The organism is Paenibacillus sp. MT86 (assembly GCF_058792535.1).
Window position 1 is genome coordinate 2,449,296 of record NZ_CM179499.1, and the last position, 12,929, is coordinate 2,462,224.

Here is a 12,929-nt window from a genome sequence, read left to right on the forward strand (position 1 = left end):
CATAATGTTGACAATTCATGCTTCCAAACAAGAAACGATCACGCTGAATGACAAGGAATTTTTCTTCTTGGCTGGAATTATCGGATCGGACCGATTACTTGGTGTTGAAGATCCTTTTGTAGGATATTTAACGGAAGAAATCGCGGTTGAGTGGGAGAAAACCAAACAATCGCTCCTAAGCAAGCAATATTTGATTCAAGAGGAAGGCGGGGAATTGTCGATCCCACCCGAAGTCTTCTCACGAGTGGCTATTGCCGGTCTTGCGGAACGTGCGTGCTGGTTGAAATATGAAAATCAGGATTCGGCGTTTGAAGGATATTTGCATGTTACTGACGAACGGGTAATACAAGTATGCAGAAGCGATGAAGACGACCGGTGTTACATGCTTAGCGAACTCGGTACCATCGAACAAACCTGCGATCAACTGGTGCAGGATCTGGCCCTCAGCGACCAAAACTGGGGAGATATTCCGGCATTGTTGCTTAGCCGGAAGGAATTCGGCGATATCTATACCTCGGTTACCGAGCATAATTGCGACGATATCGGCGATCGGTTGGCCAGATTGACGGACGATGCGGAAGGTTCAATCGCTTTGGCGAAATGCATGAAGAACAAGGTATCTTCGGGGGAACTCCAGCTGTCGATTTGGAACGGAATCAGCTGGGAAAGTCAAAATGCAGCATTTATAGTGAACGAGTCCATGAATTGGCTGCTGCGTATGAGCCTGGAGGGAGACCAGGACTGGCTAACCGCAGCGCCAGCGACCAAAGAGCAGTTTCGTCATATGTTACTCATGTGGCTGAAACAGTAACAGAGCCTGTATGAAAGGTGAGGACCAATGCGTATTTCTGTCGAGCCGGAGTCTCTCCGGACGTTAAGCCGTCAGCTGCAGCATAGTGGCGATGAATATTTAGCGATAACGAGAACGCTCAACCAAGCCATGGAATCCCTTGTTTGGGAGACGTCTCTCAAAGCGGCGGTTATTGATGAATGGCAGTCTGCCCGGAGTCTTGGAGAGCATCTGGGAGCTCTTCTTGCTCAGCTGGGCAAGCATCTTCAAAGCAAAGCCGATCAATTTCAAGAAACGGATCATCAATACCATACGATTTTGGAGCATGCAATCGTAAGCACCGTATCACCGACGGCTCTGTTCGCCGCTTCCGGGATGGATGGGCGCTCGTCCATACTTCCGGAATATGGTAACTCCGGCACGGTTATTTCGAACCCGAGTTCGGCAGCCGCAGCCGTGGGCATGACCAGCGGAGACAACGGGGGAGCGGCTAAACAGGCCGCATTAGCCGGGCAGAGCTGGACCTTTACCGATCCGTCTTCGTTTGGGATTGCCAACTAAATCCCTATTCCATTTGGGAAATTCGGGATGGAAAATGTTTCAAATTGGGACGTATAGGGTAACTCGAAATTAGGTCTGAGGACATTTTGATAAACCGAGTCTTCTGGGCTAAGATGTCAAGTGTCACCAGAAAACGAATTTCAAGGAGGTTACATAAATGGCAGGACGTATTTTAATTACGCCAGAACAAGTGGAGCAAGTAGCGAACCAATTTAAACAGAGCGGTGATCAAAGTCAGCAAATCGTTAACAGCCTGACGCAATCGATCAACGGAATGGAAGGTCAATGGGATGGTATGACGAAGCAGCGCTTCTTCCAGGAATTCCAGGAAGCAAGCCGCTTGATGAACTCCTTCGTACAAACGCTTGACAGCATCAGCAATGAGCTGAAGGCGATCGCTCAGAAATTCCGTATGGCTGACGAATCCCGTTAATATCATTCGGAGACTTTTGCTTTCTGATGCATTATAATAGTTTAATAGGCAAAATAAACCGGGTGGTAGGCAACCCGGTTTTCTTGCAATTTTGGATATTTAGAATGTAGTTAATCGTGAATCAATCGCGGTTCAATCGGTTAATAGAGTTATATAGCAAGGTAATGGAGTTAAGAGAGGGTGAAGTTCATGACATTTCAGCCAAACCCGGGCGATGGGATCGTTGTTAATGGAACGGCTTATACGGTAGGACAGCATCCGGCGGCACCTGGCGTAGCTTATGCCCAGGCTGGGAGGCAAGGGATCGTCTACCAGCTGATCCCCGTGAATGGGGAGCTGCATGAAGCCAAAGCACTTAAAGTGTTTTTTCCTAAGTTCAGAATTCCGGCTATGGTTTATCAATCCGAGCATATGGGGAATTATCGCGAGATACCGGGTTTGCAGGTAAGCAGTCGAGAGGTGCTCACTCCCGAAAGAAACGGAGATTTGATAGCGGAATATCCGGATTTGCTCTACGCGGTCATCATGCCATGGATTCATGGATGTACTTGGTTTGACGTTATAAGCGATCAGCGTAATCTGGGACGTTCCGAAAGCCTGATGCTGGCCAAGGCTTTGGCAGCCATCGGCTCAAGCATGGAGCAGCGTGGATTGGCGCATTGCGATCTGTCTGCGCCCAATGTCATGCTTCCGTTTTTTTCGGAAGTGAAGCTGCCGGAAGGCGCTGCCGCCGTGGAGCTTGTCGATGTGGAGCAGATGTACAGTCCAAAAATGGACCGTCCCGACGTTTTGCTCGCCGGCTCGCCGGGATATGCGGCGCATCGAACGGTGCACAGCGGTTTATGGAGTGCGTATGCCGATCGTTTTGCAGGGGCCGTCATCATTGCCGAGATGCTGGGGTGGAGCGATCCGGCTATCGTGAATCGGGCATGGGGCGAAAGCTATTTTGATCAGCATGAAATGCAGACCCCGTGCGAACGTTATTTTTTGCTTAAAAAATCGCTGGGTCAGCGTTGGGGCACTCGGATCTCGGATCTGTTCGGCAGAGCTTGGGACAGTCAGGATTTGAGCAGCTGCCCTACCTTTGGCGAGTGGCTCATCGCTTTATCCTCGGTAAGTGAGGAAGAAGTGGTGGAAGAAGCTCCGGCTGCCGCCGCCACTGCCGCTGCGGCTGCCCAGGAGGACGATTCGGATGAATCCGGATCTGAACGTTCCCGGGAGGTGCCTGCTGACATCATGGCATCGCTTGGAATCGAGCCGGGCACGCGAGAGGTTAACGACAATGTAGTAGGACGCTTGTTTCATCAGGCGCGCGATTTGGAAAAGGCAGGCAATCTTTCCGGAGCATTGGAGATATTCCGTTCGGCGTATCACTTCGTAAAGAAGGACAGTCCGCTTGAAGTGGAGCTTGCGGCCGCCATACAGGGGCTGGAGGAACAACTGCGTCCCGCTGAAGAATCATCCAACAAAGGCATTAAAGCTTTGTTGTCATCCCGCAAATTCATGCTTTCTACCGCTGCGGCCATCGTGATCTTAGCGGGCTCCGCGATTACGGTGAATCAGATATTGGCTGAGAAGGCCGAGAGCCGCCAGATGGATGCCCAGCGTTTAGCGGAGCAGCAGGCCCAGGAGAAAGAAGAGGCTGCGCGCAAGCAGGAGGAAGAAGCGCGGAAGCAGCAGGAGGAGGCTGCAAAGAAGGAAGCGGAGGCCAAAAAAGCCGAAGAGGAACGCCTGAAGGCGGAAGAGGCGAAGAAGGCCGAGGAAGCCGAGTTGGCGCGCAAGGAGCAGGAGAAATCCGAGCTTCAGGCAAAGTATGAGAAGCAGGCGAAGTATGAAGCTTATCTGGCATCGCTTGAGGAGAAAAAGAAAAAGCAGGCGCTGCAGGAGAAATATGATAATCAGGCAAAATACGAGGCGTATTTAGCCCAGCTGGAAGAGAAGAAGAAAAGGCAGGCTCAGGAAGAGGCAGCGGCCAAGGCGGAGGCGGAACGACAGGCTCGAGCGCGGGCCGCTCAGCAAGCGCAAGCCGCCCAGCTTCAGAAGCAGCGGTCCCAAAACGTTGTCGAACTGGTTGCCTTGTATAACAAGGCGTATAATGCGCAGGTGGCCGGCAACAAGGACCGCGCGAAGAATGCCGCCCGTGAATTCATAGCGCTATATAACAAGGACAAATCCTATTACAAAACGGTTGGCAAAATGAGCAGCCGCCTTAACAATCTGCAGCAATTCATCAGTGACGACAGCCACTGGATACCTAAACTGTAAAGAAGTAAACATGACAAATTGCAGGGGTGAATGTTATTCACGATGAACTATACCATTCAAGCATCACAGCGCACGCCAGCGCTCATTATATATCTGATTGATATCAGCGCGTCCATGAATATGCTGATGGAGGATCGAAGAAGGATTGATGTTGTTTACGAAGCATTATCCTTAGCCATTCGGCAAATGGTGTTTCGTTCCACCAAGGGGAACCGGCTGACGCCGAGGTACCGGATCGCCATCCTTGCATACAGCGATGACGTATATGATTTGTTAAACGGGATCAAGGGCATTGACGAAATTGCGGCGATCGGCTCGCTTCCGGATTTGACGCCGAAGCGTTTCTCCGATTCGGCCAAAGCGTTTCTTCAGGCCGAGAAAATTCTGCAATCGGAGATTCCCAACATGCAGGATTGCCCTGCGCCGCTCGTATGCCATATGACGGATGGCGTGGCCACGGGAGAGGACCCGGAACCGATTGCCCGCCGTATCATGAATATGAGCGTTCCGGACGGAAACGTACTGGTGGAGAATATTTTCATCTCCGACCATCTGATGAACCAGCCGATCTCCGAACCACGCCGCTGGAAGGGGATATTGGCTGATACGCAGCTTGAGGATGAACATGCGCGCAAACTCAAGATGATGTCTTCCGTTCTTCCCGAAAGCTACCGAGAAATGCTGGTTGAGGCGGATTATCAGCTGAGTCCGGGGGCCTTGATGATGCTTCCGGGCACATGCTCCGAGCTGGTGTCCATCGGGTTCCAGATGTCAGCCGCCACGCCGGTAAGGTAAGAGGTCACAACATGAAGCGATCATACGCTAGAAGCATGGAAACGTTGGGGATTCGCAAGCGGAAGGCTCAAGCAGCGTCGTTTTATTACGAAAGCAAGCAGACCGGGGAAGAGCCGCTTACGAAGATTAGGGATTTGTTCACATGTCGTTATGCGTATGGCAGAGCGGCGGAATCCGTCATGCTCTCCGAGACGGGCCAGGATTTCATTGCATTGAAAATGGATGAAGAGGTCTGCCATTTTGTATTGTGTGACGGCGTCGGCTTGAGTTACCGAGGCGATGTGGCTTCGCGCCTGCTCGGTCAGGGCTTGATGAACTGGCTGGATACGGTTGAAGAGCCCACGTCCTCATCGCTGGAGCGCAAGCTGAAGGAACTAACGCTTGAAGCAGATCGGGAAATGCGGACGCATTCGCTGAGCTCCGAAACCCCCAAGCTGCTGCGTGAAGTGCTGGAGGAGAAGCAGCGCAAGGGAAGCGAAGCCATGTACATATGCGGACGCATCGAGCGGTCATCGGGTTTTCGTCGAAAAGGCAGGCTGTGGCTTGCCTGGCAGGGAGACTCCAGGGTACGATTATGGCGTCAGCAGGACGAGATTAGTTCGATATTCGGAGACCGCTTCCGAACGGCCGAACGCTGGTCTTCCCGCACCGGACCGATCGGAGGCAGTCCTCACGTGTTTACGTGCAAGCTGGAACCCGAGACCGGTTATCGTCTTCAATTATACAGCGACGGGCTTACGGATCTGGACCCGATGAAGGAGCCGATTCCCGATGAGCAAGTGCAAGTATTAATGAATGCCCGCCATACAGGCGGCCTGGAAGATGATGCTTCCTTTCTGGAGATCGTATGGTAGTACAGAAATGACCGATTATCTCGCGAGCCGGACCCATGAGGTCCGGCTTTTTTTATTTGGATTCGCAGATAAACGGAATTGACGAGGCATTATTAAATGTGTATATTGTATATATACAATGAATACTTTATATACACATCATCAACATACAAAATCCTAATATCAGGCACTAAAAAGGCGGTGAAAAATTATTGCGATGATTCAGATTATTCTATCCCATTCCAGCGGCGAGCCGATTTACTTGCAAATTGAAAGACAGATCCAGCAGAGCATCATGCGCGGAGAGATGAAGCCGGGCGAGCCGCTTCCTTCCATCCGGCAGCTAGCCAAGGACTTGGGAATCAGCGTTATTACGACGAAGAGGGCATACAGCGAGCTGGAAGCCGTGGGCTTGATCGAGTCGATGGTAGGCAGAGGCTCCTTCGTATCGGGAGGCAATCAAGATATGATTCGGGAGCAGCGCCTGCGCCTGATCGAGGATAAAATCAGGGACATTCTCGAGGAATGCCGAAGCATTCCTATAGAGGCCGAGGAATTGATCGAGATGATCCATACAGTAAACAAGGAGGAATCCGAATGAAGCATGTAGACGGAATACAGGATCAGGATCAACCTGCAATGCAAATCAACCATCTGAGCAAGAAATATCCATCGTTTGCGCTGAACGACATTTCCCTTCTTATCCCTAAGGGATACATTACCGGATTGATCGGCCCCAACGGAGCCGGCAAGAGCACGCTTATCCGCTCCATCATGGGGATGATTGTCCCGGATTCAGGCCAGATCGTCGTGAATGGCCGGCGGCTTCGCTCGGACGATGCAAGTTATAAGGAAGAGATCGGTTTTGTTTCGGACGAGAATATTTTTTATGAGTATTTAACGCTGAATCAAATTATCCGGATGACGTCCCCTTTTTATAAACGCTGGAACAGCACCAGAATGGATCAGCTCATGCGGATGTTCGAGCTTCCCGGCAGAAAGAAACTAAAGGATTGCTCGAAAGGCATGAAAATGAAGTTTTCCATTGCGATGGCCATGGCCCATGATCCGCGAATATTGATTTTGGATGAGCCGACAGCGGGTCTTGACCCGGTATTTCGCAGAGAGCTGCTGCAATTGCTGAGCGATTTTATACAGGATGAGACCCGGACGATCCTATTCTCGACGCATAATACGGATGATCTGGATCGAATCGCGGATTACATCACCTTTATTCACCGGGGACGCATCGTGTTCAGTAACGGCAAGGATGAAATTATCGACAAATATGTCATTGTCAAAGGCAGCAGCGACCTGCTGGACGCGGATGTCCGCAAGCAGTTTACCGGCCTCAAGGAAACGCCGTACGGGTTCGAGGCTCTCTCGGCAAACCGGGAATCCGCGCACAAGCTGTTCGGAGACAGCGTGTTATACGAGCGGCCTGCCCTGGAGGATATTATGTATTACACTTCGAAAGGAGACGCTGTTCATGAGTCATATCGTTCCCCTCATTCATAAGGATTGGATGGTCATCCGTAAATATGCTTGGCTCTTTGCGATCTGGCTGGCGTTGTTTTCGTTTGGCAATGCCGTCGGCATCCTAGGTTATATGGTGGCCGGGATGATGATCATCGTCATATCGAATACCGATTTGCATCCGTTCCATAAATATTCCATGAGCTTGCCGATACCGCGCCGGGAGATTGTGTTGAGCAAGTATGTCTCTTCCCTCTTGTTTATGTTGATCGGGTTATTGGCGGGTTTCCTGGTCCAAATCGCTTATATCTGGTTAGGCGGGGATGGAGAAGGCGCTGTTCTTTATCAAAATATTGTGTCCGGCATTTCCTTGATCCTGTTTATAGCCGTGTACTATCCTCTCTATTATTGGCTGGGACCCAAGGGCGGACAAACGCTGAAGCTGGTGCTGGTAGCGGTGTTGTTCGCGATTACGATGGCTATCAATACGCTGTGGTCGGATGGCCTGCAAACCGATTATCTTTGGTATGGACTCGGCATATCCTGCCTGGTGGTTTTCGCTTCATATCAGCTCTCAGCCTATATCTTTTCGCGCACGGACGTGTAAGTCCAACCGGATCTTGCAAAAAATTAGAAATCATGATTATAAAACAACTCCTTTTGGGTAATCTTGTGACAGATGAACGCATAACGGATAACGACAAAAGGAGCGTGTTGGACATGAATGAAGGACACGGACGTTTTCATGGGAGAACGGCGATCATTACCGGTGCCGGATCAGGCATCGGAAAGGCGGCTGCCATTCAGCTGGCAAAGGAAGGCGCGAATGTGGCCTTATTCGATCTGTTGGATGACCGGACCCATCAAGCGGAATCGGAGATCAACTCCATCCGCGAAGGGGCGGCCAGAGCATTCGACGTGGATACAACCGATCCCGACCGGGTGGAAAAGGCAGTCCTTGAAACGGTGGAGATATTTGGCGGCGTCGATATTGTATTTGCCAATGCAGGGATCAACGGCGTCATGACGCCGATCGATGAAATGAAGCTGGAGGAATGGTCCAAGACGCTGAACGTAAATTTGAACGGGACGTTCCTGACGGTCAAATATGCAATTCCCCATCTCAAGAAGAGGGGACAGGGCAGCATCATCATAACGAGCTCCGTCAATGGCACTCGAACCTTCTCCAACTTTGGCATGAGCGCTTACAGCACTACCAAAGCGGGACAGGTCGCTTTTGCGAAGATGGCTGCGCTGGAGCTGGCTCAATTCAAGATCAGAGTCAATGTGATTTGTCCCGGCGCGATATCCACCAACATCGACCAAAGCACGAAGAAGCAAGGGGATTTGGAGGAAATCGTGATACCGGTTGAATATCCGGAAGGAAGTCAGCCGCTGGCAGACGGGCCGGGGACGCCGGAAGAGGTCGCCGATCTGGTGGCGTTCCTCGCTTCCGACCAGTCGAGGCATATTACAGGGGCGCAGATCTTCATAGATGGAGCGGAATCGCTGTTGTAATGTCGAAATGTTGTAAGGGATCGGATGTAGCTGCGTGTGATCCCCTACATTTAGAACTTGGAATATCCCGCGAGCTGATTTATGATGAGAGGACGAAGGAACAGGAGGAGGCTGGACTTACATGAGCATCTTTTCCAGATTGGCTGAGCAGAAGATCGAGGAAGCGATCCGCAACGGAGAATTCGATAACCTGCCTCTTGCCGGCAAAAAACTCCCGATCGACGATCTTTCGCACATCCCGGAAGATTTGAGGATGTCCTACCGCATCATGAAAAACGCGGGTTACGTTCCTGAAGAAGTCACGCTTCGGAAGGAATGCGTCCAGCTCTATGATTTGCTCGGCGCTACCCGAAACGAGGGCGAGCAGGAGCAGCTCAAACGCAAGCTGAACGAAAAGCATCTTAGGCTGCAGTTGCTGCTGGAACAGCGGGGGCTAAGCGGTAACAGCGCGTTTACGCAGTATGAGTCCAAGGTCAGGGAACGATTGACCGGTAAGGAATAACATAACAGCGCCAGTCTTTCTTCTCGCCTCGAGAATGAAAGGGCTGGCGCTGATTGTTTTTCGCTAAAGTTAAAGCTCGAACAGCCGGTTTTTGACAGGATCCGTAATTTTTATGGGGTATGAAGAAACTTTCGATAAATCAAAAACAGGGATCAATTCCGCAGGAGTTACTGCTTCCGGGTGGTCCAGGAGCCCGGCTGTCCATGCCAGCCAGCCAGTTAAGCGTTCCGGCCCGATGCCCTGGCCGCGCAGAAAGGAGAGGCTGAGCCCGCGGGTTCTCTTGGCCAGCCGTTTGCCCTCCGCATCCACCATCAGCGGTGTGTGCGCAAACTGCGGCGGCTGATAGGACAGCGCTTCATACAATAGCAGCTGACGAGGGGTGGAGTCCAGAAGATCAGCTCCACGGAGCACATGGGTTATGCCCATTAGCGCGTCATCCACCACCACCGCGAGCTGATACGAAATGATATCGTCGGCTCTCCTCACGACAAAATCTCCGCCGTCGGATAGCCGGTAGCGCTGCACTCCGGCAATGCCGTCAACAAAGGAAACGATTCTGTGCGGCACCTTCATGCGCAGCGAAGGTTTCTTATGAAGCTCTTTCAGGGCAGCTTCCTCCCGGGTCAGCTCTCGGCAGGTTCCCGGATAGCGAAAGCCCTCCGATGCAATGCCATGCGGTGCGCTGGCTGCTGCCGTTATATCCGCCCGGCTGCAATAGCAGGGGTACAACATACTGGATTCCTTCAATTTGGCGATTTCCCGTTCGTACAACGCGTGGCGAGCAGCCTGATGATACGGCCCGCAGGCTCCGCCAACGCCGGGGCCTTCATCCCAATCCAATCCGAGCCATTCCAGATCTCTCATGATCTCGTCTGCGAGCTCTTGGCGGGAACGCTGCACATCGATATCTTCGATTCGGAGTATATATTGACCGTTCATACTCCTCATTTGCAGCCATCCAAGCAAAGCGGTCAAGGCATTGCCGATATGCATCTTACCTGATGGCGTAGGGGCAAAGCGGCCGCGAAATGTGGCTTGCTGCTCCATACATTTCACCTTCCGACTAATTGAATCTTGATGTTTCCATGGGAATGATATTCATATTGTAGCGCATATGCATCGATTCTCGCCAGCCAATGGCCTACTTGACGTAAATCGGCTGTTTAATATAATTAAGGGATTATATTGATATTCGATAGGATGACGGAGAGATATCCATGACTGAACTACCGATTCACCGAGTATTACCGCAATTGAAAAAGGCTTTATCAACAGGAACTCATGCCGTGTTGATCGCCGAACCGGGTGCAGGGAAGACGACGCAAGTGCCGCTTGCTTTTCTGAATGAACCTTGGCTTGCCGGCAAACGGATCATCATGCTGGAGCCCAGAAGGATCGCGGCCCGCTCAGCGGCTGGATATATGGCGTCCTCATTGGGAGAAGCGATAGGAGAAACGATCGGGTACCGGGTCCGGATGGACAGCAAGATCGGACGGGACACTCGGATCGAGGTCGTCACGGAAGGCATTTTGACGCGGATGCTGCAGGATGATCCGGAATTGACCGGCATCGGCATGATTATATTCGACGAATTTCATGAGCGGAATTTGCAGGCCGATGCCGGACTGGCTTTTGCGATGGAATCCCAAGCGGTGCTGCGGGAGGATTTAAGGCTGCTGGTCATGTCCGCTACCCTTGAGGCGGAGCCGGTTGCAAAGCTCCTTGGAGACGCACCGGTCATCGTCAGCGAAGGGCGTGCTTTTCCGGTAACGACTCGCTATCTGCGCTCGTTCCCACTGGATGAGATACATAAAGGTGCGGCTAACGCCATTACGCGCGCGCTCTCCGAACAGGAAGGCGACATACTCGTATTTTTGCCAGGTGCTCGTGAAATCAGGCGGACCGCGAATGAATTATTAAGATCGGGCTTAAGCGCAGAAGTCGTCGTTCGTGAATTATACAGCGCGCTTTCAGCGGAGAAGCAGGATGAAGCCATAAAACGCGATGTGAACGGAAGGCGTAAAATTGTTCTGTCCACAAGCATCGCGGAGAGCAGCATTACCATTCAGGGGATCAAAACCGTCGTGGACTGCGGTTATATGCGAACAGAGGTATTCTCCCCGAGAACGGGACTGCCGCAATTGATCACGAGGCGGCTGTCCAGAGCGTCCGCCGATCAGAGAAGGGGCAGGGCAGGCCGCGTCTCGGCCGGCGTGTGTTATCGCTTGTGGAGTGAGGAAGAGCACCGCCATCTGCCGGAGAGTACCATTCCGGCGATCCGCGAATCCGATCTTGCGCCGCTGGCCTTGGAATTGGCCGTATGGGGTGCGCGTGATCCGGAGCAGCTCGCTTGGCTTGACGCGCCGCCTCGGCTGGCCTATACGCAAGGTCAAGCGTTATTGAAACAGCTATCGGCTCTGGATGATGCGGGCAGCATCACCCGGCACGGCCGTGAGATGGCGCTGCTTGGAGTTCATCCGAGGCTGGCTCACATGCTGCTGAAGGCACAGGAAATCGGCGAGGCCCCGCTAGCCATCCGAATCGCCGTTCTGCTTCAGGAGCGCGATATACTGAGCCGAAGCGAAGCGCTTCGGGACCAGGATTTGCGTTCGCGCGTGGAACGGCTTCTCTTGTTTGAACAGCATGGACAGCGATCCGCCCAGCAGGACACGGCGAACGAAGCCGTGCTGCAGCGGATGAAACAAGAGATTCGGAAGCTCCATGCCCAGCTGAATATCGAATATGCAGCTGACGGTGACTTGAATCTCTGCGGCCTGCTGCTGTCGTTTGCCTATCCGGATCGGATCGCGAAGAATAGGGGAAGCAGCGGGTTTCTCATGCGCAGCGGCAGGGGCGTGAAGCTGGCTGCGGTTCAGCCTATGAGCCGTGCCCGGTACATTGTGGCCGCAGCCGTAGATGATCAAGGTGCAGACGGGAATATCCAGCTGGCTTCCGAAATGGATGAAGCCTGGCTTGAGCAGTATTATCTTGACGAGATGGAACAGCAGAAAGAAGTCGCATGGGATACAGCTTCCGGCAGCATCAGGGCCAGGCAGAAGCTGATGCTGGGAGCCATCGTTGTCAAGGAACAAGCCTATCCCAATCCGACAGGGGAGGAAATAGCGCGCGCCTTGCTGCAAGGGATCAGGCAGGAGGGCCTTGGCTTATTTCAGTGGAGCAAGGCGGCCGTGCAGCTGAGAGAACGGATGGCCTTTATGTTCCGGCACGAAGCCGAAGGGGATTGGCCGGATGTATCGGACGAAGGATTGCTGGATCGCGCGGAAGCGTGGCTGCTTCCTTATTTGGACGGGCTGCGGAATCGCAATGATATCAGGCGACTGGCACCCGGAACGCTCTTGGAGCATATGCTCAGCTGGGAGCAGAAGCAGCAGCTTCAGAAAGAAGCGCCGACGCATATCAAGGTGCCGAGCGGATCGCAGATCCCGATCAACTACAGCAATCCTGAACAGCCGTTTCTGGCCGTTCGTCTGCAGGAGATGTTCGGGATGCGGGACACGCCGCGAATTGCCGGCGGGCGCGTTGCGCTGACCTTACATTTGTTGTCGCCTGCGCAGAGACCGGTCCAGGTTACCTCCGATCTGTCGAGCTTTTGGGCAAACGGGTATTACGAGGTGAAAAAGGATCTTAAGGGCAGATATCCTAAGCATTATTGGCCTGATGATCCGCTGGAGGCGATCGCAACAAATCGGACCAGACCCAAGGCATAACAAGGCAGCGCCACGTTTAATTTCCCCT

The 12,929-nt window shown here is 52.5% G+C and carries 13 protein-coding genes; 12 read left to right on the forward strand and 1 reads right to left on the reverse strand.

Annotated features, from left to right (window positions below):
- Nucleotides 1-4 precede the first annotated feature (4 nt).
- The 11 genes from AC3RCL_RS10735 (at nucleotide 5) to AC3RCL_RS10785 (ending at nucleotide 9,173) form a co-directional block, all read left to right on the forward strand.
- Nucleotides 5-811: a hypothetical protein gene (locus AC3RCL_RS10735; RefSeq protein WP_492535351.1), complete on the forward strand. Its 807-nt coding sequence runs from the start codon at nucleotides 5-7 to the stop codon at nucleotides 809-811.
- Nucleotides 812-838: 27 nt separating this feature from the next.
- Nucleotides 839-1,351, forward strand: a complete 513-nt coding sequence (locus AC3RCL_RS10740) for a WXG100 family type VII secretion target (protein ID WP_015736242.1) — start codon at nucleotides 839-841, stop codon at nucleotides 1,349-1,351.
- Nucleotides 1,352-1,508: 157 nt separating this feature from the next.
- On the forward strand, nucleotides 1,509-1,784 hold the full coding sequence (locus AC3RCL_RS10745) for a WXG100 family type VII secretion target (protein ID WP_006211202.1): 276 nt from the start codon (nucleotides 1,509-1,511) through the stop codon (nucleotides 1,782-1,784).
- A gap of 189 nt (nucleotides 1,785-1,973) precedes the next feature.
- Nucleotides 1,974-4,049 (forward strand): hypothetical protein, encoded by a 2,076-nt coding sequence (locus tag AC3RCL_RS10750; protein ID WP_452515954.1) that lies wholly within the window; start codon nucleotides 1,974-1,976, stop codon nucleotides 4,047-4,049.
- Nucleotides 4,050-4,091: 42 nt separating this feature from the next.
- A complete protein-coding gene (locus tag AC3RCL_RS10755; protein ID WP_036661656.1) occupies nucleotides 4,092-4,844 on the forward strand; it encodes a vWA domain-containing protein in 753 nt (250 codons plus the stop codon).
- Between the two features lie 11 nt (nucleotides 4,845-4,855).
- The gene (locus tag AC3RCL_RS10760; protein ID WP_277746356.1) at nucleotides 4,856-5,698 is read left to right on the forward strand and encodes a hypothetical protein; all 843 of its coding nucleotides are present in this window, start codon (nucleotides 4,856-4,858) and stop codon (nucleotides 5,696-5,698) included.
- 196 nt (nucleotides 5,699-5,894) lie between these two features.
- Nucleotides 5,895-6,278, forward strand: coding sequence for a GntR family transcriptional regulator (locus tag AC3RCL_RS10765; RefSeq protein ID WP_492535352.1), 384 nt, complete (start codon nucleotides 5,895-5,897; stop codon nucleotides 6,276-6,278).
- A complete protein-coding gene (locus AC3RCL_RS10770; RefSeq protein WP_277746355.1) occupies nucleotides 6,275-7,195 on the forward strand; it encodes an ABC transporter ATP-binding protein in 921 nt (306 codons plus the stop codon). Before AC3RCL_RS10765 ends, AC3RCL_RS10770 begins: the two co-directional genes overlap by 4 nt.
- On the forward strand, nucleotides 7,167-7,760 hold the full coding sequence (locus AC3RCL_RS10775; RefSeq protein ID WP_192571322.1) for an ABC-2 transporter permease: 594 nt from the start codon (nucleotides 7,167-7,169) through the stop codon (nucleotides 7,758-7,760). The genes AC3RCL_RS10770 and AC3RCL_RS10775 overlap by 29 nt, the downstream gene beginning before the upstream one ends.
- Before the next feature lie 113 nt (nucleotides 7,761-7,873).
- Nucleotides 7,874-8,671: an SDR family oxidoreductase gene (locus tag AC3RCL_RS10780; RefSeq protein WP_213579157.1), complete on the forward strand. Its 798-nt coding sequence runs from the start codon at nucleotides 7,874-7,876 to the stop codon at nucleotides 8,669-8,671.
- Between the two features lie 121 nt (nucleotides 8,672-8,792).
- Entirely contained in the window at nucleotides 8,793-9,173 is a 381-nt protein-coding gene (locus AC3RCL_RS10785; protein WP_009590658.1) for a DnaJ family domain-containing protein, read from the forward strand.
- Between the two features lie 69 nt (nucleotides 9,174-9,242).
- Here AC3RCL_RS10785 and gluQRS read toward each other — a convergent pair whose 3' ends face one another.
- Nucleotides 9,243-10,220 carry a tRNA glutamyl-Q(34) synthetase GluQRS gene (gluQRS, locus tag AC3RCL_RS10790; RefSeq protein ID WP_213579156.1) on the reverse strand — a complete coding sequence of 326 codons (978 nt, stop codon included), beginning with the start codon at nucleotides 10,218-10,220 and terminating at the stop codon, nucleotides 9,243-9,245.
- Nucleotides 10,221-10,390: 170 nt separating this feature from the next.
- Between gluQRS and hrpB the strand changes: the two genes are divergently transcribed.
- Nucleotides 10,391-12,901: an ATP-dependent helicase HrpB gene (gene hrpB / locus AC3RCL_RS10795; protein ID WP_492535353.1), complete on the forward strand. Its 2,511-nt coding sequence runs from the start codon at nucleotides 10,391-10,393 to the stop codon at nucleotides 12,899-12,901.
- The last annotated feature ends 28 nt before the right edge of the window (nucleotides 12,902-12,929 follow it).

What these genes read in the sequence shown, in the direction of transcription:
- AC3RCL_RS10780 (WP_213579157.1), top strand. Translation starts at nt 7,874, where the DNA reads ATGAATGAAGGACACGGACGTTTTCATGGGAGAACGGCGATCATTACC.
- AC3RCL_RS10775 (WP_192571322.1), top strand. Translation starts at nt 7,167, where the DNA reads ATGAGTCATATCGTTCCCCTCATTCATAAGGATTGGATGGTCATCCGT.
- AC3RCL_RS10760 (WP_277746356.1), top strand. Translation starts at nt 4,856, where the DNA reads ATGAAGCGATCATACGCTAGAAGCATGGAAACGTTGGGGATTCGCAAG.
- AC3RCL_RS10735 (WP_492535351.1), top strand. Translation starts at nt 5, where the DNA reads ATGTTGACAATTCATGCTTCCAAACAAGAAACGATCACGCTGAATGAC.
- AC3RCL_RS10740 (WP_015736242.1), top strand. Translation starts at nt 839, where the DNA reads ATGCGTATTTCTGTCGAGCCGGAGTCTCTCCGGACGTTAAGCCGTCAG.
- gluQRS (WP_213579156.1), bottom strand. Translation starts at nt 10,220, where the DNA reads ATGGAGCAGCAAGCCACATTTCGCGGCCGCTTTGCCCCTACGCCATCA.
- AC3RCL_RS10745 (WP_006211202.1), top strand. Translation starts at nt 1,509, where the DNA reads ATGGCAGGACGTATTTTAATTACGCCAGAACAAGTGGAGCAAGTAGCG.
- AC3RCL_RS10755 (WP_036661656.1), top strand. Translation starts at nt 4,092, where the DNA reads ATGAACTATACCATTCAAGCATCACAGCGCACGCCAGCGCTCATTATA.
- hrpB (WP_492535353.1), top strand. Translation starts at nt 10,391, where the DNA reads ATGACTGAACTACCGATTCACCGAGTATTACCGCAATTGAAAAAGGCT.
- AC3RCL_RS10750 (WP_452515954.1), top strand. Translation starts at nt 1,974, where the DNA reads ATGACATTTCAGCCAAACCCGGGCGATGGGATCGTTGTTAATGGAACG.
- AC3RCL_RS10785 (WP_009590658.1), top strand. Translation starts at nt 8,793, where the DNA reads ATGAGCATCTTTTCCAGATTGGCTGAGCAGAAGATCGAGGAAGCGATC.
- AC3RCL_RS10770 (WP_277746355.1), top strand. Translation starts at nt 6,275, where the DNA reads ATGAAGCATGTAGACGGAATACAGGATCAGGATCAACCTGCAATGCAA.
- AC3RCL_RS10765 (WP_492535352.1), top strand. Translation starts at nt 5,895, where the DNA reads ATGATTCAGATTATTCTATCCCATTCCAGCGGCGAGCCGATTTACTTG.